Here is an 18050-nt window from a genome sequence, read left to right on the forward strand (position 1 = left end):
CAACGTTGCGCCGCCCGGCAGTGATGTTACTGAATCCCGCCGCCCAGCGATTGCCACAGCGTGATGCGGTTTTCCAGGTCGGTTTGCTGCAAGGCAATCAGTGATTCCTGCGCCGACCACAGCGACCGCTGCGCGGTGAGCACCGTCAGATAATCGCCCGCGCCAGCCTTGTAACTGCGCGTCGCCACATCCAGCGTTTTTTGCTCCGCCGCCACGTATTCACGCTGGGCATCAAGCTGTTCACTCAACGTTTCGCGCCGGGCCAGCGCGTCGGCCACGTCCTTGAACGCGCTCTGGATGGTTTTCTCATAGGTCGCAATTAACCCTTTTTTCTCGGCTTCCGCATAGCGCAGCTGCGCCATATTGTTGCCGCCGCTGAACAGCGGCAGGGTGATGGAAGGGGCAAACGACCAGACCTTCATCCCGTGGCTGAACAGGGACGACAGCGAATCGCTGCCGACGCCCGCGCTGGCGGTGAGCGAGATGGTCGGGAAGAAGTTGGCGCGCGCCGCGCCGATGTTGGCGTTGGCGCTCAGCAGGTTGTGTTCCGCCTCCTGAATGTCCGGACGACGCAGCAGCGCGCTGGAGCTAACGCCCGCCGGGATCAGCGTGATGGCGTTGTCGCTCAGGCTCTCCAGCGTGCCGGGTAGCAGGTTCTCGGGCACCGTATCGCCCGCCAGCAGGTTGAGAGCGTTTTTGTCCTGCATCACCAGCGTCTGGTAGCTCGCCACGCTGGCGCGCGCCTGCTGGTAAACCGCCATCGCTTCACTGACGTCCGTTGCCGCTGCCACGCCTACTTCCTGCTGGCGCTTCACAATCTTGAGTGAGTTTGCGGCGCTCTCCAGGGTGGACTTCGCCAGCGCCAGATTGCTGTTATCCGCCGCCAGCGTCACCCAGGCCGTGGTCAGCTCGCTGACCATCGTCAGGCGCGTGTTCTGCGCGGTGAATTCGCTGGCAAGCCAGGTTTCACGCGCGGCACGCGACAGGCTCTGGTTGCGGCCAAACAGATCCAGTTCGAAGCTGGAGACCGCGCCGTTGGCTTCGTCACTTGTCGCGACACCGCTCGCCAGCGTGCGGCTGCGGGTGTGGCTCAGTTCCGCGTCCACCGTCGGGAACAGGGACGAGCGCGTTTCGCCATACTGGGCACGGGCGGCGTCGATATCCGCAATCGCTTTTTGCACGTCGCGGTTGCTGTTGAGCGCCATCGTCACCACGCTTTTCAACCGCGCATCATTCATCACCTGCTGCCACTGGCTCACCACGGCGTTGGCTTCGCCATGGGCGCCCGGCAACGTCGTCGGGACGGGGGCGTCCGGGCGCTGATACGTGGGATCTAATGACACACAGCCCGCGCTCAGCAGCGCTAACGTTAATACGGTTACACGAAACATTATGACCTCCGGTTTGCGTGCTTACCGGAGAACAGACGTTTCACCAGTACAAAGAATAAAGGAACAAAGAAGATGGCCAGCAGCGTCGCGGCCAGCGTCCCGCCGATAATACCGGTACCGATCGCCACGCGGCTGTTGGCCCCGGCGCCGGTGGCAATCGCCAGCGGCGTCACGCCTGCGATAAACGCCAGCGAGGTCATGATGATCGGACGCAGACGCGTCTGGGCGGCCCGCAGGGCGGCGCGCGTCAGGGAGTAGCCTTCGGCCACTTTGGCTTCGGCAAACTCGACAATCAGAATGGCGTTCTTCGACGACAGACCGATGGTGGTCAGCAGCGCCACCTGGAAATAGACGTCGTTGTTCAGGCCGCGCAGGGAGGCGGCAACCGCCGCGCCCAGCACCCCTAGCGGGATCACCATGATGACCGAAATCGGTACTGACCAGCTCTCATACAGCGCTGCCAGGCACAGGAACACCACCAGGATCGAGAGGGCATAAAGGCTCATCGCCTGGCCGCTCGCCAGTTTTTCCTGCAACGACAAACCGCTCCACGCCCATGTGCTGCCGGACGGCAGGCTGTTTGCCAACTGCTCCATTTTGCTCATCGCCGTGCCGGAGCTGGCGCCACTGGCGTTTTCGCCCTGAATCTCATACGCCGCCGAGCCGTTGTAGCGCACCAGGCTTTCCGGGCCGTACTCCCAGCGGGTGGTGGCGAAGGCGGAGAACGGTGTCATGGTGCTGTCGCTGCCGCGCACATACCACTTGTTGAGATCCGACGGCACGGCGCGATAGTCGCTGTCGCCCTGGATGTAGACCTTTTTCACGCGGCCGCGATCGATAAAGTCGTTCACGTAGGTCCCGCCCCAGGCGCTGGAGAGGGTGTCGGTGACGTCGCTCAGGGACAGCCCCAGCGACACGGCTTTGTTGTTATCGATATCCACCTGAAGCTGCGGCATCTGCGGCAGATCGTTGGCGCGCACGGCGTGCAGCGAGTTGTCCTGGTTGGCTTCGCCAATCAGCTGGTTACGCAGTTTCAGCAGCGCGTCGCGGTCGGTGCCGCCGCTGGCCATCAGCTCAAAGGTAAAGCCGTTGCTCTGGCCTAAACCATCCACCGCCGGGGGCGTCATGGCGAAAATTGTGGCATCCCGAATGGTGCTCAGCTCCTGCGTGGCGCGCAGGGCAATGGCCTGGGCGGTATTCTCATCGCCTTTGCGCTCTGACCAGTTTTTCAGGGAGACGAACGCCATCCCGGCGTTCTGGCCGCTGCCGCTGAAGCTGAAGCCTTCAATGGTGAAGATCACGTTGGTGTTGGCTTTCTCTTTGGTGAGGAACCACTCGCGTACCTGGCGGCTTACCTCGGCGGTACGCACCGCGGTTGCGCCGGCAGGCAGGGTGTACTGCACCATGATTTCACCCTGGTCTTCGGTTGGCAGGAAGCTGCCCGGCAGTTTTAGCATGGCGAACCCCATCGCGCCGCAGAGCAGGGCGTAGATCACCAGCATGCCACCGGAACGGCGCAGGGCGCGCAGCACCTTGTTCTGATAGCCGTGCTCGGTCTTACTGTAGAAGCGGTTAAACGCGCCGAAGAAGCCCTTTTTGTGCGGAGCGGTGTGATTCAGGATCGTGCCGCACAGCGCGGGCGTCAGGGTCAGCGCCACCACCACGGAGAGGAACATCGCCGAAATAATGGTGACCGAGAACTGGCGGTAAATGACCCCGGTAGAGCCGCCGAAGAAGGCCATCGGCAGGAATACCGCAGAGAGCACCAGCGCAATGGCGATCAGCGCGCCGGAAATTTCGCCCATCGATTTTTCGGTCGCTTCCCGGGCGGGCAGCCCTTCGTCGCGCATAATACGCTCGACGTTTTCCACCACCACGATGGCGTCATCCACCAAAAGCCCTATCGCCAGCACCATCGCAAATAGCGTCAGGGTGTTGATGGAGTAACCGAACAGCGCCAGCACGCCGAAGGTGCCCAGCAGCACCACCGGCACCGCCAGCGCCGGGATCAGCGTCGCACGGATGTTTTGCAGGAACAGGTACATCACCACCACCACGAGGATAATGGCTTCGAACAGGGTCTGAATCACGTCCTCAACGGAGATCTTGATGAACTCGGTGCTGTCTTTCGGGTAGGCCACGTCGTAGCCTTCCGGCATCGACTTTTTGAACTCGGCGATCTTATCTTTTACCGCCGTGGCGGTGTTAAGCGCGTTGGCGCCCGGTGAGAGCATCACCGCCATACCCGCCGCCGGGTGGCCGTTCAGCTTCGCGGTGGCGGTGTAATCTTCGCTGCCCATCTCCACGCGCGCGACGTCGCTGATGCGCACCACCGCACCGTTGGACTGGCTCTTGACGATGATCTTTTTGAACTCATCGACCGTTTGCAGACGCGACTGAGCGCGGACGGTGGCGGTCAGCTGTTGGGCGTTCGACGAGGGCAGCGCGCCGATTTTACCGGCGGAAACCTGCACGTTCTGCGCTTCAATCGCGCTCTGCACGTCGGAGGGCATCAGCGAGTACGACGCCAGCTTCGCCGGGTCGAGCCAGATGCGCATCGCGTATTCTGCACCGAACACCTGTAGGCTACCGACGCCATCCACGCGCGCCAGCGGATCCTGCATATTACTCACCAGCCAGTCGGCGATATCCGAGCTGCTGGCGGTGTCGGTTTTGTCATATACGCCCATGATCAGCAGGAAGTTGCTCTGGGATTTTTCGACGGTGATCCCGGACTGCTGCACCTCGGTCGGCAGGCGCGATTCTGCCTGCTGGACTTTATTCTGCACCTGTACCTGAGCGGTGTCCGGATCGGTTCCCTGTTCAAACGTGACGTTAATGCTCACCGACCCGTCCGAGCTGCTGGTGGAGGTGAAGTAGAGCAGGTTATCCAGCCCGGTGAGCTGCTGCTCGATCACCTGCGTCACGCTGTTCTCCAGCGTTTGTGCGGAGGCGCCGGTGTAGGTGGCGGATATTTTGATCGACGGCGGGGCAACGTCCGGGTACTGCGCAACGGGCAGCGTGCGGATCGCCAGTATCCCGGCGAGCATGATGAGAATGGCGATAACCCAGGCAAAGACCGGGCGACGCACGAAGAAACGGGAAAACATCAGGCGTTTCCTCCGTTGGTTTTCATCTCTTCAGCTTTCACTTCCTGCCCGGCGGTGACTTTGTCGGTGCCTTCCACAATCAGCTTATCGCCAGCCTTCAAACCGCTCAGCACCAGCCATTTGTCGCCGTAAGTATCACCCGTCTCCAGCTGACGCTGTTCGACCTTGTTGCTGGCGTTCACCACCAGCGCGGTGGCGGTGCCTTTGGCGTCGCGAGTGATGCCCTGCTGCGGGGCGAGGATCGCGTCATTCATGATGCCTTCATCCACTCTGGCGCGGACGAACATGCCCGGCAGAAGCTGATGCTGCGGGTTCGGGAAGACGGCGCGCAGGGTAACTGAGCCGGTAGACTCATCCACCGCCACTTCGGTTAACGCCAGATGGCCTTTTTCGCTGTAGCTGCTGCCGTCTTCGAGGATCAACGACACGTTCAGCGTATCGCTGTTGCTGGCGAGGGTTTGCTTGCGTAAACGCAGCAGATCGGCGCTGGAACGGGTTAAATCGACGTACATACTGTCCAGCCCGCGAATGGTGGCCAGCGCGGTATCCTGCTGGGCGGTCACCAGCGCGCCGGGGGTCACAGAGGAGATGCCGATACGTCCGGCAATCGGCGCGGTGACGGTGGTCCAGTTGAGGTTAATGCGGGCGCTTTCCAGCGCGGCTTTCTTTGACTCGACGCTGGCCTTGTCCTGCGCGCAGGTGGACTTCGCGTCTTCCGCATCCTGACGTGATACGCCGTCGTCCTTCACCAGCTGCGCATAGCGTCGGGCTTTCTGGCAGTCGGCCTGCACCAGCGCCTGCGCCTGTTTCAGTGCGGCGGCAGCTTCATTATAAGCGGCGCGGTAGCTGGAAGGATCGATCTGATACAGCGCCTGCCCGGCCTTGACCGTATCGCCTTCGGTGAAGAGCCGTTTCTGAATAATGCCGCCCACCTGAGGGCGCACTTCGGCGCTCATCGCGGCGGCGGTGCGGCCGGTCAGCTCGCTAACGACGGACACCGGCTGGCTCATGAGTGTGACAATCCCCACTTCCGGAAGAGGACGTTGAGGAGCAGATGTTTGCGCATTATCGCACCCTGTCAGGAGGAGTAATGCTGCGATGGAGGTTGTTATGGTTTTCATAATCTTTTTCCAGGGTGAACGAAGCCTGCCCTGTTAATCGCTTAACAGGGAGGAGGGCTAATTAAAAGCACAGCGATCCCGCATCTCTGGCAGAGCCAGAAATGAAAAAAGGGAAATTAATTATTTCCGCTAATTATTCACATGCGATTACTTCGCAGAGAAAAGCATATTTAAAATATTCTGGTATATGGGCTCTAATTGTTCTGACGGTACTTTTAAAGGCGTGAGTCGACGGTAAATCGTGCCTTCGATCATCACAGCGGTAATCTCCACGCAGCAGCGAATATGCTCATCGCTCAGGTGGGGGAACTGCTTTTTAAGGTGCTCACAAGCGTTGGCGAACATGCGGGCTTCGGCTTCGATCAGCATGTTTGCCACCAGCGGATTGCGCGTGGCCTCTGCGGACATTTCGAGCATTAGCGCGTCATCATCTTCGTTAAGCGTCTGGCGCCAGGCAAGCGCCTGCGGCATCCCTTCAACCAGGGTTTTGCCCTGCATCTCCTCAATACGTGAGTCGATAATGCGCCGGATCATCTCTTCAATGATCGCGTCTTTGTTACTGAAATAGCGATAGATTTGTCCGACGCTGAGCCTGGCTTCGCTGGCGATCTGCGACATGCTGGCAGCGTGAAATCCACTGGCGCGAAAGCAGCGGCGCGCGGCGGTGATGATTTCGTCCTGCCGTAGTTTTTGTCGTTCTTCCAGCTTTGTGCTCATCGTCGGCTACCGTAAAAAGTGAGAATGATCGTTCTCATTATACGTTTTCGGAGCCTATTGGAAAGGTTTTTTTTATTTACATATTGAATGAATATTTCCTTGTTTAAACAATGGAGGAAATAAGGAGTTTTTATGAAGGTTAAGCTGTGAGATATTCAGATTGCGCTGAAAATAAGGAGAGATTTATGCACCTGAGCATTACAGATAAAGTCACGGCTGAAGAAAAAGAAGAATTATTAACGGGGCTAAGAGCCTATAACGCGCAGTATTTAGATCTGGCGACGTTTAGTGGCGATATTGGCGTATATATGCGAGACGACAATGGCGTCATGCTGGGCGGGTTAATCGGCGTACGGAAAGGCGACTGGCTGAACATCGACTATCTGTGGGTCAGTGACAGCGTGCGGGGTACGGGTGTGGGAAGCCAGCTTATCAAAACGGCTGAAGAGGAGGCCCGTCGCAAAGGCTGTCGTCACGTGCTGGTGGATACGGTCAGCTTCCAGGCGCGTCCGTTCTATGAAAAACAGGGTTATCAGGTGCAGATGTCCTTGCAGGATTACCCTTATCAGGGAATGCAGAGACACTATCTGTCCAAAAATCTTTAACCGCCGATCCCGGTGCCTATCACGGCTAACACGTGGCGCACCACGATCTCCGGCGAGAGGGCGCTAAGCCTCTCGTCATTGCGCATGCGGGAGAACGGCACCAGCACCAGGCTCAGCAGCGTAGTGAACAGCAGTTCGGGGGCCAGCGCCGGATTCAGCTTTCCTTCCTGCTGCCAGCCTTTGATGGTTGCCAGCGTGGTGTGATATTTCTCATCGCCAAAGCGTGCCTGCAAATGGGTGCGCAGTACCGGCATCTCGCCAATCACCTCCTGCATCCACAGCGGGGCAAACCAGCGATACTTTTCCGCCAGTTCGGCCAGCACCCTGACCATTTCCGTCAGGGCATCCACCGGCGAATCCCGGTTGTCGGCGAAAATCGCCCCGATCCGCTCGCGTAACGGCAGGAAGCGCTCCTCAATCATCGCATCCAGTAACTGTTCTCTGGAGTTGAAGTAGTAGTGCAGCATGGCGGGCGTCACGCCTGCTTCGCGGGCGATGGCGTTCAACGACGTATTGGCGATCCCCTGGCGGGAAAAGAGGTTCAGGGCGATGTCCAGCAGCTGTTCACGGCTGGCGGTAACGCGCTTGCCGCCGCGTGGCCGACCGGGGCGGCGGGGTTCAGAATTGTCCTTTTGTGCTGGCATGGTCACCGTATCTCTTGATCTTATTCATCACTTCCACAAATATTAATTATACGATTAATTAATTTCAAGTGATGTCTTATGGAGTCCGACGTAATGACTCAACCTGCGAAAAAGGCGCCGTCGATTAAGCTGCTGTTCAGCGCACTCCTGCTGGTGATGCTGCTCTCGGCGCTGGATCAGACCATTGTCTCCACCGCGCTGCCGACCATCGTCGGTGAGCTGGGCGGGCTGGATAAGCTCTCGTGGGTGGTAACGGCCTATATCCTCAGTTCGACCATCGTGGTGCCGCTGTACGGCAAATTCGGCGATCTGTTTGGCCGAAAAATCGTTCTGCAAATCGCGATTGTGCTGTTCCTTGTAGGGTCCGCGCTGTGCGGTCTGGCGCAGAACATGACCCAGCTGGTGCTGATGCGCGCCCTGCAAGGGCTGGGGGGCGGGGGTCTGATGGTGATCAGCATGGCTGCCGTGGCGGACGTGATCCCGCCTGCCGATCGGGGTCGCTATCAGGGGCTGTTTGGCGGCGTGTTTGGCCTGGCGACGGTGATAGGGCCGCTGATCGGCGGGTTTATCGTTCAGCACGCATCCTGGCGCTGGATTTTCTACATCAACCTGCCGCTGGGGCTGTTTGCGCTGCTGGTGATTGGCGCGGTTTTCCACGGCAGCGCGCGGCGCAGCAAGCATGAGATTGATTACCTGGGGGCGATTTACCTCAGCATGGCGTTGCTGTGCATCATTCTGTTTACCACCGAGGGGGGGACGATCCGCCAATGGAGCGACCCGCAGCTGTGGTGCATTCTGGCCTTCGGCCTGACGGGGATCGCCGGGTTTATCTACGAAGAGCGGCTGGCGTGGGAGCCGATTATCCCGCTGTCGCTCTTCCGCGACCGCAGCTTCCTGCTCTGTAGCCTGATCGGTTTTATTATCGGCATGTCGCTGTTTGGCTCCGTCACTTTCCTGCCGCTCTATTTACAGGTGGTAAAAGACGCCACGCCGACGCAGGCCGGTTTGCAGCTCATCCCCCTGATGGGGGGGCTGTTGCTCACCTCCATCATCAGCGGGCGCATCATCAGCCGTACCGGGAAATATCGTCTGTTCCCGATCCTCGGCACGCTGCTCGGCGTGGTGGGGATGATGTTACTGACGCGCATTTCAATCACCTCTCCAACCTGGCAGCTTTACCTGTTTACCGGCGTGCTGGGCATGGGGCTGGGACTGGTGATGCAGGTGCTGGTGCTGGCGGTGCAAAACAGCGTGTCAGCCGATCAATACGGCGTCGCGACGTCTGGGGTGACGCTGTTCCGCTCCATTGGCGGGGCGATTGGCGTTGCGCTGTTTGGCGCGGTGTTCACCCATATTCTGCAATCAGGTCTGATCGACAGGCTGCCTGAAGGGGCGGAACTGCCGCGTGAACTTAATCCCGTTGCCATACACCATCTGCCTGATGCCCTGCGTCTGGACTATCTGGATGCGTTCGGCTCGGCGATCCATGCGGTGTTCATGCTGGCGGCGGGGATTATGGTGCTGGCGTTTGTGCTGTCGTGGTTTTTGCGCGAAGCGCCGCTGCGTCGGCAGGCGTGAGGTTAGCGGTTCTGCTTGCGCCTGGACTACCGTAGCCTGATGCCCATCGCCCGGTGGCGCTACGCTTACCGGGCCTACACTTCCCCCGTCACGTAGGCCGGGTAAGCGCAGCGCCACCCGGCAACAGGCCGCATATAACTTAACCGTCTTACTGATTCCTTTTCGTTTTTTAGCCTGCCGTCTCGTTGTCGATATAGTCTTCAAAACGACTTTCAAAAGGAACTGTCTCGTGAAACTTCGAATGGGTGTGCTTCTCCTGACTGGCCTGCTGCTCGCGGGCTGTGACCAGGGCGGCAATGATGCCAGACACATTAAAGTCGGCGTAATCAATGGCGCTGAGCAGGACGTGGCGGAAGTCGCCAAAAAGGTGGCAAAGGAGAAATACGGTCTGGATGTTGAGCTGGTGGGCTTTAGCGGCTCGCTGCTACCCAACGATGCCACCAACCAGGGCGAACTGGACGCCAACGTCTTCCAGCATCGCCCTTTCCTTGCAGAAGATAACAAGGCGCACAATTACAAGCTGGTCGCCGTGGCCAATACCTTCGTCTTCCCGATGGCGGGTTACTCCCGAAAGATTAAATCGGTCTCTGAGCTGAAGGACGGCGCAACCATTGCGATTCCAAACGATCCCACCAACCTTGGCCGCGCGCTGTTGCTGCTGCAAAAAGAGAAGCTGATTACCCTTAAACCGGATGTTGGCCTGCTGCCAACGGCGCTGGATATTACCGCGAACCCGAAAAACTTACAGATTATGGAGCTGGAAGGGGCGCAGCTGCCGCGCGTGCTGGACGATCCGAAAGTGGATGTGGCCATCATCAGTACCACCTATCTCCAGCAAACGGGGCTGTCTCCGGTACACGACAGCGTCTTTATTGAAGACAAAAACTCACCCTATGTGAATATTGTGGTCACGCGTGAAGACAACAAAGACGCTGAAAACGTGAAGGAATTTATCCAGTCCTATCAGTCGCCGGAAGTGGCGAAAGCGGCAGAGACCCTTTTTAACGGTGGCGCGGTGCCGGGCTGGTAAGCCCCGGTAAAAAGGCCAGCGCTCCGCTGGCCGTCAAAGCGTTACGCGGGCATCGGTTCGGCTTTCGGGCCACAGAAAACCCTGGCCAGACTGTGCGCCGGACGTGCGGGCGCGCGCCAGATCCCGCGAGTTTTCGATGCCTTCGATAAGAATTGATTGCGCGATACCTGTCCTGACCTCCTGCACAAACGGGGCAAGCGGCGCGCGCTCGCGCAGTGCTGAACGGTCAATTTTTACCCCATCCAGCGGTAGCGCAAGCCGCGCGAACGCCTCCGCCAACTCCCGGGTTAAATCGTCCAGCCAGATTTGCCATCCCGCCTCTTTTAACCGAACAAGCGTGGCATGAAGATGACGTTGCTCAGCCTCGCTCAGCCGTGTGATGGTCAGGGGATCCTGAATTTCAATCGTTAACCGCTGCTGATGGCGTAACGCCAGCAACAACCGGATAGCGCGTTCGTCGAGAAGGTGCTCTGCCGGAAGGTTTAGCCAGTAACCGTCCCGGGCGGGTATCTGTAAGAGAGTGTTGGCCTGCCAGAAGAAGATTTGCAGCGCGCTGCGCGAGGGCAGCGAGGCAAACAGCACCTCAAGATTGACGTTACGGATCTCCACAAGCACTTCATGCGCGAACACCTGGCCCGAATGAAGATCGACAAGCGGCTGGAAGCGCAGCCCTGAGATACGTTGCAACAGGGGAGAGGGAAGAACGGTATACATGGAACAGCCTTCAGAAAATGAAAAAAAGGTTCCCGCGGACACGGGAACAAAAGGCAAACGACACACGGTCAAATTCTTAATTCAGGATCCAGCGAATGCTCTGGTAAAACGAGGGGCCACGCACGGCTTTAAGCTTGTTCATGGCGTTGTTCTTATAAAAGTAAACCAGCCTGACGTTACACCCCAGCTGACGGGCGATTTGCTTGGTTTTGAGATTACAGGAATAGCCGCGCAATACGCTGGCCTCCTCGCTGGACAGCCTCGCCGGGGTGCGTAAGCGGGTCGTCATGCCTACGTTGTAACGGCCAGACTCTTGCGGCGTCTGGCTCATCAGTATTTGCCACAGCGCTTTGATATCCCCCAGGGAGACTCTTTTGCTGATGACCCCATCGACATGTTTGAATTTCAAATAGCCGGCGGATAACGAATAGATATAGATCTTCGCCGTCACTTGTTTCTGTTTAATGCAGAGAATGTCGTCATTTGTCGTCACCCGGAAATGACGCGTATTCAACGGATCATAAATGATGATATCAAAGAGTTGTTCACTCATAGCAAGTTCTTCGATATGGGTAAACCCATGGAAAATAACGTCGTGTTTTTCATCAGGCTCACGCTTTCCAAGCGATTGCAGGCCAATCATCGTGAATTCGCAGCTGTCAACAACGGCAACGTGAATTGTTTTTTTATTTTGCATTGGCATTCTCCTTTCGCTGAGTAAACAGTCCATATAAGAGAAAATGGCGGTTCGCACTCTCTTATTAAAAGAATAGCGAGCACTTTTTTATATAACGCGATGCGATGGCATCAATGTAAGCCAATACAAACCGTCGAGTAAAGCTGATGCCAATTATTAGAGGAAGATAAAATTGAAAAAGGGTTTTAATGGTATATGCAATTGTTTTAATCTTCTAATAATATTCATGCCAGATTTTTATTCTGTAAATGAGCGGATAATAAGCATCAGAAGGTTGATTAATGGGGTTAATCCACCGCCTTTTCAGTGAGTTACTGCTGTTTCTGTAAGAAAAATTGTGATCGTGGCAGGGTTATCGACAGGGCTTTATCTGCGAGGGGAAACGGCGTGCAGAATAAAATAGAATTTTTTCTATGAATTTAATGTCCTTGTTCAGATTTTTAAGCCTGAGAAGGATAAAATCCTGGCGCGAAGAGGTTGTGAGTGGTGAGTACATAAACTATTATCATTTTCCTCCGGTCACGAGAATTTAGAAAAGACATGAATAATACTGAACGTATCGTAAGGGTAATGGTGTTTTACAAAATAAATATATTTAAAGAGATAATATTCCGGGCGCTCCAGGATCTTTTACCCGATTACGTACTGAACATTACTCAGGTCGATTCCACAGAACAGGCGCTGGCGGCGGTGGCGGATAATAACGTGGATGTTTTCTTCACTGAATTTAATTATCTGCTTAATCATAAAGAGTGGAGTGCGGAGGTCAGCAGCCGTTTTACATCTTTATGTAAAACCCATCACGTCAGGCGTGTTCTGTTGGTGCCCGAGCTGCCTTACGGGCTGTTAAAAAAAGTTCTGGAGATGAAATTTGAATTAACCATCAGTCAGCAGGATGAATTGACTGAACTGAAAAAGGAATTACCCGCGTTGCTCATGGCGGACGGGCAAAAACCGTCGATCTCTTCGTGGCTCAGGCGGGTAATGCGGTCCGGCTCCCGGGCGCGCTCCATCCTCTCGGCCAGAGAGTGGGAGGTGCTTCATCTTATTGTGGAAGGATTTTCAACGACGGAGATTGCCCGTCATCGAAACCGTTCGGTCAGTACTATTGCGACGCAGAAGCATAATGCGATGAAAAAGCTGAATCTTTCCAACCACAGCGAACTGATTAAGTATGTGCAGGCGGTTGGAAAGATGGAGGAATAGTCCACATCAGGGGTAGATAATATTCAGCGTAGCCGATGTATTGATCTTACCCTGGCTCACCTGGGCGGGTGCCCACACGTAATAGTACGCCGCCATCGGAAGGGTGAAATGTTCGTCCAGCGCCGCGCCAGCCGCCACGCTGAAGATCATTGTGGCGTTGCCACGGCTGGTGGTCGAGGTAGAGAAGGTCACCGGCGTTTGCGGGGCGTCACGTTTTATCAGGCGGAGCCCCACGCCCTGCGCCGCGCTACTGCTGCTGTCGATCAGCACCGAGCTGTCGGTCGAAAGCAGCTGCGTGCTGGACAGAAACATCTCAATTGCCCGATCGGAATTGCCATTAACCCCGACGTTCTGACAGCTCATGTTCAGTGAAAAAGGCGTCAGCCCCGGCTGTGAGGATGCACTGAGCTGGGGAATGCCGAGCGTCGGCAGCGCCACGGTCAGCCCCGCATTATCAAAGGAACAGGTAGTCAGTTTTGGCGCGTATTTGATGATCATCGGCTGACCAAACATATCGCGGTTGTCGTAAGGCCACTTGAACCCGCTGAATAACCACTGCGCTATCTTGATGACCTGATTGATTGGCCAGGTGATGATTTCCCAGATAGATAACCCGCTCATGTCGCTGACGAACAGAACGTCGCTCATGTTCGCCGTATCCCCCGTCAGGGTGGTGCCGCTCTGGTTAACGAGGGTGAAGCGAACCGTAAACGGTGTATTCAGCTCAGACGCCGTATGGCTACCGCTGGCAGACAGGGTTTTATTGGCCGGGGGATTGGTGATCTCCGCCCGCACCATATACTTGTTGTTGCTGAATCCGAGGATGGTCGCGTATTTGCTGTCGGTCGAGAGGATCGGCGTGTAAGAAAATTCGCTATTACCCGTCGTACAGTTGAACGAGCCGCTGTACTGGGTGGTGAAGCTGCCGGTCCATGTGGGCGTGGCCGGGCTCAGCTTATCCGATAAATCAATGGTAATCGGTGTGCCATAAACGATGCTGCTGCCGGAGCAGGTGGCATAGCTCATCCCGCTAACGCTGGTGAGGAGCAGGAACATGAATGATCGTAACATTTTGATAATCCGTAATTAATGGCAAACCGATGAGGGGCTGTTCAGCCCCCAGGCCGGGGAGGAGATTTCGCACTTTCCGCCGCGGAGATGCACGTTGAGCGCGCGTGGCGGCTGTTCAGCACGGATATACAGTACGCTGGCCTGTCCGACATACCCGACAGATTCACCATGTTCATCCAGCACTTCGGTGCCAAAGGGCAGCGGTTTGCCGTCGGCGCGCGTCGCATGAAGTACCCATGACTGGCGCTTGTCGGTTTCAAAGCGGATATAGCTCACCGCCCCGTCGTAAGGAGCCACGTTAGCCATATTGCCGATCACCTCCGCGCCAGCGCTGTTTTCCGTTTCAGTTAACGTAATGGCGTTTTTGCGATACGGGGTGGCGTAAGGCACCAGCGCCACGCCATCGCGGTTCGTCATAATGCTTTCATCGCCGTTCACCATCAGCCCCTCCGCCTTTGGCGCATCGACGATAGTCATGGTTGTGCCGGTTTCGTTTGAGGCGAGAACGTGCCACGGGTAGGCCACCAGGCTGCCGCGTCCGCTGAGCCCGGTCTGGCGGTAGTCGGAGGATTCGCTGTAAGAGCCACCGAGTGTCGCGAAGTTCGAACGGTACGCGGCGTTAACGCTTGCCGCATTTTTCCCCCCCCGCGCATTACTGCCGGAGAGGGTGTAGCTCAGTCGGTTCGACGCCAGCGCGTTCCCGCTCATGCTGATATTGCTCTGCTCGTAATGCGAATCGCTGGCCGTCAGGCTGGAGGTGATCCACGCATTATTATCAAACAGCGAGAACGGCAGGCTGAGGGAGAGGTAAAGGCGCGTCTCTTCTTCACTGTCCCTGTTCCGTACCCGGCTGGCCGACAGGGTATAGCTGGCGCGGCCGATGGCGTTGGAATAGCCCATCTGGTATTCGCGCGTGGTTTGCTGTGAGTTCCAGTAATCGCGCTGTGTGCCGGAGACAAACACCGTGCCCCAGTTATTGAGCAGGCGCTGATTAAGGTTAAGCGTAAAGGTATTCTTGGGCTGCGCCGCGCGCATGGCGTCCCAGGTGCTTAGCGACATGTCGGGCGCAACGCCAAACCGATCTTCATAGTCGTCGTACTGCGCTCTCAGGCGCTGATACCCTTCGCGCGAATAGAGCGCGTCGCTGAAGCTGTAATAGCCTTTAGTGGAATAGCGATAGGCCGCCAGGGTGAAGTTGGTGGCGGTGGTATCGATAAATTTGCTGTACGACACGCGATAACTCTGACCGCTGCTGGTGCGATCCTGTAGGGTGGTTTTGGCGTGGGTGACATCAAACGAGACCGCGCCAAAGGGAAGGTTCCACCCGGTACCGACAAGCCCGGCCTGGTAGTTATCGCTAATAATCGTCCCGGTATACCCGGTGATGAGGTTATTAAACCCGTAGCGCAGCGTGGCCTGCATGAATGCGGGTTCGGCATCGAGCGTGTTCTGATGCACTTTACCCGCCACCACGCTGTACTGACTCACCCCTTCTTTTAGCATCCCGGGTACGGCGGAAAACGGCACCGTGAAGGACTGCTGTGAACCGTCCGCTTCACGCACCACCACCAGCAAATCGCCCGCGGAGCCGGTAGGCTGAATGCTGTCGAGGGTAAACTGGCCCGGCGGCACATTCTCCTGATAGATCACGTTGCCATTCTGGATAACTTTCACCAGGGCGTTCGTCCGTGCCACGCCGTGAACCACCGGTGAAAAACCCTGCTGTGAATTTGGGCGCATCTTCATGTCCGACGCCAGCGACACGCCGCGCACGCGCAGGGAATCAAACAGATCGCCAGGAATATAAAAGTCACCCAGCGTCAGGTTGGATTTCAGCGAGGCCAGGGGACGGCGCAGGTAGCGGGTATTATTCTGCCAGCTACTCTCTCCGCTGGCCGTTTTCCGCCAGGCGCTGCTGTCGCGAAACTGCCAGCCGAACAGGTTGGCGCCGGAATCCAGCCCGGCATAAAAATCATCATTTGTGTCTTTCGCAGCGCCTTTCGCGCGGGTGTTGTACCAGGTCGTGTTCCACGAGAGCATCAGCGCCGGTATCCCCTCGTCCCAGAACTGGGGGGCAATGTAACCTTCTTCAGTACGCAGCACGGCCGCCTGCGGAACGGTAAGCGCCAGACTCAGGGTGCTGGTATCGGTTTTGACTTCACCGCCCTGAACCAGATCGCGCAGCTGAACCTGCCCGTGCGCAATGGCGGGCGCAGGCACGGACGTGGCGTTGATGCCAAGCGACCGGGCATCTTTCCAGGCAATGCGGATGTCGTCACGCTGCTCGCCGTAGATGACGGTATAACGTCCCTTCCAGCTGCCGTTTACGTAGATATCCATCTCCTGACTGCCGGCAGGCATGGCGTTGTTTTCGGAAAAGCGAGACAGATCGGACTCACCGGATGCGCCAGCAAGCAGGGAGGGATCAAACGAGACGGCCCCTGATTTATGCGAAAGCAGAAGCGTGCAGACTGCCAGCAGACAGAGTCTGTTTTGTTTCATTTTCATGGTGAGTCTTTCCGATCACTGACTGGTGAAAGTCCGGGTTTTATACGCGCCAAGATCGTCCACATACATCAGCTGGAAGGTCTGTCCGCGCTTAACCGTATTTTTTGCGGCGACCGTCAGCTGCCCAAACGGGGAAACCATAGGGGACTCCTGGAGCAATTTCGTTTTACCCAGCGAAATATTGGCGACCGTAATATGGAACGGACTGTTATTTGTAATGCGAAAGCGATCGCCTTCGGCGGCGAGCGTCAGTTTCGCCACCGCGTCATCCAGCGTGCCTTTCAGCGCAGCGGGCCGGTAAAAAAGTTTGATACGGGATTTAATCGCCAGCTGAACGGTATTCTGATTTTGCAGATTTTCAGGTCTGGGCGGAATGTCGAGAACATTCAGGAAAAAGACGGATTCGCGATCCACAGGCAAGCTGGACGGCAGCTTTTTAATACGAAGCTGTTGGCCATTATGTTCGTTAACCTTTATCACTGGCGGCGACAGCAAAAACGGCACATTGGCTGTTTCCGGCGTGGAATTAATATCACCGTCATCTATCCAGGATTGCACCAGAGCGGGCGCATCGCCCGTATTCATTAACTGGACGATCACCTCTTTGTTATTTTCAGGATAAAGGACACGGGTGCCATTAATGACAATATTGGCCCACGAGTGACCGGTGCTTAGCAGTAAACCTGCCAGCAAAATTGCCTTGCGCATGATTGCAACCTTAAATACAGGCTCTGCGAAAACAGAGCCTGAATAATCATTATTACAGGTAGGAAATGGTATACGTTACGTTGGAGCTTAACTCGCCCACGGTGGCGGCAGCGGCGTTCGTTTTATAATAATAAACATCCAGCGTCAGCGTCTCGGAATCTGGCGCGGTCGCTGTACCCATAATATCTGTGGTGTAAGGCTGGTTCAGGGTAATTGGCGTAGACGAACCTGGCTCCACTAACGCAAAACCGACATTACGTGCCACGCTGGCATCGCTTTCGTTCACGCTGTTATTCAGCAGGTATTTACCGTCAGTGGAAATATTATCCGCGCTGGAGAAATACACTTTCAGCGGGGTGCCGGTCGTTCCGGCTGCTGGTGAACAACCTGAGAAAGTCAGCGCAATAGATTTTTTATTCTTAGTGATCAGGCCAACCGTGGTGCCTGCATCTTTTACCGAAATAGGGGAAAGCGCAACGGTAAAGTCTGCGCTTTTACCGCCGTTAATGGTACAGGTTGTATCGGTAATAGCGCCGGTAAAGTTAATGATACCACCCGCTGAATTGTCTGCGGCCACTGCGCTGGTAGAGGCAATAGCGGCGGCCAGCAGTGATACGGTCATGATCGATTTGAACATGATAAACTCCATGAAGATTTGTGTTATTTAAAATGAATGTTAATCGGCTACACATGTCCCTGATGTACCGGCTAGACGCATGGCGACTCGGGAGAATGCTTTGACGATATTATGTTTCACTAAAAAAGTACATAACAAAACATTATTCCAACAATTTCTAAAGTTTAAGATTATAATCTTGTGTGTTAGTTTTTTTTAATGTTTTAACCTAAATGCGTTGGTTCAAATATTTTTATTAATGATTTAATAATTGTTAATTAATGAAGCTTTATGAATTCATCTCTCAATTAATATCACGCGACTTGACCACACA

At 56.0% G+C, this 18050-nt stretch carries 15 protein-coding genes; 4 read left to right on the top strand and 11 right to left on the bottom strand.

Going from position 1 to position 18050, the window contains the following annotated elements; genetic code table 11:
- Window positions 1–26: 26 nt before the first annotated feature.
- From RY075_RS00305 to RY075_RS00320, 4 genes are all read right to left on the bottom strand, one after another.
- Window positions 27–1391: a TolC family protein gene (locus RY075_RS00305; protein WP_023323933.1), complete on the bottom strand. Its 1365-nt coding sequence runs from the start codon at window positions 1389–1391 to the stop codon at window positions 27–29.
- Window positions 1391–4501, bottom strand: coding sequence for an efflux RND transporter permease subunit (locus tag RY075_RS00310; protein ID WP_063869067.1), 3111 nt, complete (start codon window positions 4499–4501; stop codon window positions 1391–1393). The genes RY075_RS00305 and RY075_RS00310 overlap by 1 nt, the downstream gene beginning before the upstream one ends.
- Window positions 4501–5622 carry an efflux RND transporter periplasmic adaptor subunit gene (locus RY075_RS00315; RefSeq protein WP_023315101.1) on the bottom strand — a complete coding sequence of 374 codons (1122 nt, stop codon included), beginning with the start codon at window positions 5620–5622 and terminating at the stop codon, window positions 4501–4503. Before RY075_RS00315 ends, RY075_RS00310 begins: the two co-directional genes overlap by 1 nt.
- Before the next feature lie 147 nt (window positions 5623–5769).
- Window positions 5770–6339 carry a TetR/AcrR family transcriptional regulator gene (locus RY075_RS00320; RefSeq protein ID WP_022646570.1) on the bottom strand — a complete coding sequence of 190 codons (570 nt, stop codon included), beginning with the start codon at window positions 6337–6339 and terminating at the stop codon, window positions 5770–5772.
- A gap of 185 nt (window positions 6340–6524) precedes the next feature.
- On the opposite strand from RY075_RS00320, the gene RY075_RS00325 reads away from it, so the two are divergent.
- The gene (locus RY075_RS00325) at window positions 6525–6944 is read left to right on the top strand and encodes a GNAT family N-acetyltransferase (protein WP_050870988.1); all 420 of its coding nucleotides are present in this window, start codon (window positions 6525–6527) and stop codon (window positions 6942–6944) included.
- Here RY075_RS00325 and RY075_RS00330 read toward each other — a convergent pair.
- Window positions 6941–7588 (bottom strand): TetR/AcrR family transcriptional regulator, encoded by a 648-nt coding sequence (locus RY075_RS00330; protein ID WP_017383663.1) that lies wholly within the window; start codon window positions 7586–7588, stop codon window positions 6941–6943. The genes RY075_RS00325 and RY075_RS00330 overlap by 4 nt on opposite strands.
- A gap of 93 nt (window positions 7589–7681) precedes the next feature.
- Here RY075_RS00330 and RY075_RS00335 point away from each other — a divergent pair, with 93 nt between their 5' ends.
- Together RY075_RS00335 and nlpA are read left to right on the top strand one after the other, a co-directional pair.
- Window positions 7682–9166, top strand: a complete 1485-nt coding sequence (locus RY075_RS00335) for an MDR family MFS transporter (protein WP_022650110.1) — start codon at window positions 7682–7684, stop codon at window positions 9164–9166.
- A gap of 241 nt (window positions 9167–9407) precedes the next feature.
- Window positions 9408–10196, top strand: coding sequence for a lipoprotein NlpA (gene nlpA / locus RY075_RS00340; RefSeq protein WP_032608161.1), 789 nt, complete (start codon window positions 9408–9410; stop codon window positions 10194–10196).
- A gap of 33 nt (window positions 10197–10229) precedes the next feature.
- Here nlpA and RY075_RS00345 read toward each other — a convergent pair whose 3' ends face one another.
- Both RY075_RS00345 and RY075_RS00350 read right to left on the bottom strand, forming a co-directional pair.
- Window positions 10230–10910, bottom strand: a complete 681-nt coding sequence (locus tag RY075_RS00345; RefSeq protein ID WP_023315105.1) for an EAL domain-containing protein — start codon at window positions 10908–10910, stop codon at window positions 10230–10232.
- A 76-nt stretch (window positions 10911–10986) separates the two neighbouring features.
- A complete protein-coding gene (locus RY075_RS00350; protein ID WP_015570093.1) occupies window positions 10987–11607 on the bottom strand; it encodes a LuxR C-terminal-related transcriptional regulator in 621 nt (206 codons plus the stop codon).
- A 570-nt stretch (window positions 11608–12177) separates the two neighbouring features.
- Between RY075_RS00350 and RY075_RS00355 the strand changes: the two genes are divergently transcribed.
- Window positions 12178–12813: a LuxR C-terminal-related transcriptional regulator gene (locus tag RY075_RS00355; RefSeq protein ID WP_015570092.1), complete on the top strand. Its 636-nt coding sequence runs from the start codon at window positions 12178–12180 to the stop codon at window positions 12811–12813.
- 6 nt (window positions 12814–12819) lie between these two features.
- On the opposite strand, the gene RY075_RS00360 is transcribed toward RY075_RS00355, so the two are convergent.
- The 4 genes from RY075_RS00360 to RY075_RS00375 are packed head-to-tail and all read right to left on the bottom strand — an operon-like array spanning window position 12820 to window position 17737.
- Window positions 12820–13884, bottom strand: a complete 1065-nt coding sequence (locus tag RY075_RS00360) for a fimbrial protein (protein WP_022650114.1) — start codon at window positions 13882–13884, stop codon at window positions 12820–12822.
- A gap of 15 nt (window positions 13885–13899) precedes the next feature.
- A complete protein-coding gene (locus tag RY075_RS00365) occupies window positions 13900–16392 on the bottom strand; it encodes a fimbria/pilus outer membrane usher protein (RefSeq protein ID WP_338627976.1) in 2493 nt (830 codons plus the stop codon).
- 15 nt (window positions 16393–16407) lie between these two features.
- Window positions 16408–17100: a molecular chaperone gene (locus RY075_RS00370; protein WP_059294787.1), complete on the bottom strand. Its 693-nt coding sequence runs from the start codon at window positions 17098–17100 to the stop codon at window positions 16408–16410.
- 52 nt (window positions 17101–17152) lie between these two features.
- Window positions 17153–17737, bottom strand: a complete 585-nt coding sequence (locus RY075_RS00375) for a fimbrial protein (RefSeq protein WP_022646579.1) — start codon at window positions 17735–17737, stop codon at window positions 17153–17155.
- Window positions 17738–18050 lie beyond the last annotated feature (313 nt).

Source organism: Enterobacter sp. JJBC, assembly GCF_036936505.1.
GTDB classification, from domain to species: Bacteria; Pseudomonadota; Gammaproteobacteria; order Enterobacterales; family Enterobacteriaceae; genus Enterobacter; species Enterobacter hormaechei_C.

Excerpts from the sequence above, each read along its gene's own strand:
- RY075_RS00370 (WP_059294787.1), bottom strand. The coding sequence starts at position 17,100 with ATGCGCAAGGCAATTTTGCTGGCAGGTTTACTGCTAAGCACCGGTCAC.
- RY075_RS00320 (WP_022646570.1), bottom strand. The coding sequence starts at position 6,339 with ATGAGCACAAAGCTGGAAGAACGACAAAAACTACGGCAGGACGAAATC.
- RY075_RS00305 (WP_023323933.1), bottom strand. The coding sequence starts at position 1,391 with ATGTTTCGTGTAACCGTATTAACGTTAGCGCTGCTGAGCGCGGGCTGT.
- RY075_RS00335 (WP_022650110.1), top strand. The coding sequence starts at position 7,682 with ATGACTCAACCTGCGAAAAAGGCGCCGTCGATTAAGCTGCTGTTCAGC.
- RY075_RS00325 (WP_050870988.1), top strand. The coding sequence starts at position 6,525 with ATGCACCTGAGCATTACAGATAAAGTCACGGCTGAAGAAAAAGAAGAA.
- RY075_RS00375 (WP_022646579.1), bottom strand. The coding sequence starts at position 17,737 with ATGTTCAAATCGATCATGACCGTATCACTGCTGGCCGCCGCTATTGCC.
- RY075_RS00365 (WP_338627976.1), bottom strand. The coding sequence starts at position 16,392 with ATGAAAATGAAACAAAACAGACTCTGTCTGCTGGCAGTCTGCACGCTT.
- RY075_RS00315 (WP_023315101.1), bottom strand. The coding sequence starts at position 5,622 with ATGAAAACCATAACAACCTCCATCGCAGCATTACTCCTCCTGACAGGG.
- RY075_RS00345 (WP_023315105.1), bottom strand. The coding sequence starts at position 10,910 with ATGTATACCGTTCTTCCCTCTCCCCTGTTGCAACGTATCTCAGGGCTG.
- RY075_RS00350 (WP_015570093.1), bottom strand. The coding sequence starts at position 11,607 with ATGCAAAATAAAAAAACAATTCACGTTGCCGTTGTTGACAGCTGCGAA.
- RY075_RS00310 (WP_063869067.1), bottom strand. The coding sequence starts at position 4,501 with ATGTTTTCCCGTTTCTTCGTGCGTCGCCCGGTCTTTGCCTGGGTTATC.
- RY075_RS00355 (WP_015570092.1), top strand. The coding sequence starts at position 12,178 with ATGGTGTTTTACAAAATAAATATATTTAAAGAGATAATATTCCGGGCG.
- RY075_RS00360 (WP_022650114.1), bottom strand. The coding sequence starts at position 13,884 with ATGTTACGATCATTCATGTTCCTGCTCCTCACCAGCGTTAGCGGGATG.
- nlpA (WP_032608161.1), top strand. The coding sequence starts at position 9,408 with ATGGGTGTGCTTCTCCTGACTGGCCTGCTGCTCGCGGGCTGTGACCAG.
- RY075_RS00330 (WP_017383663.1), bottom strand. The coding sequence starts at position 7,588 with ATGCCAGCACAAAAGGACAATTCTGAACCCCGCCGCCCCGGTCGGCCA.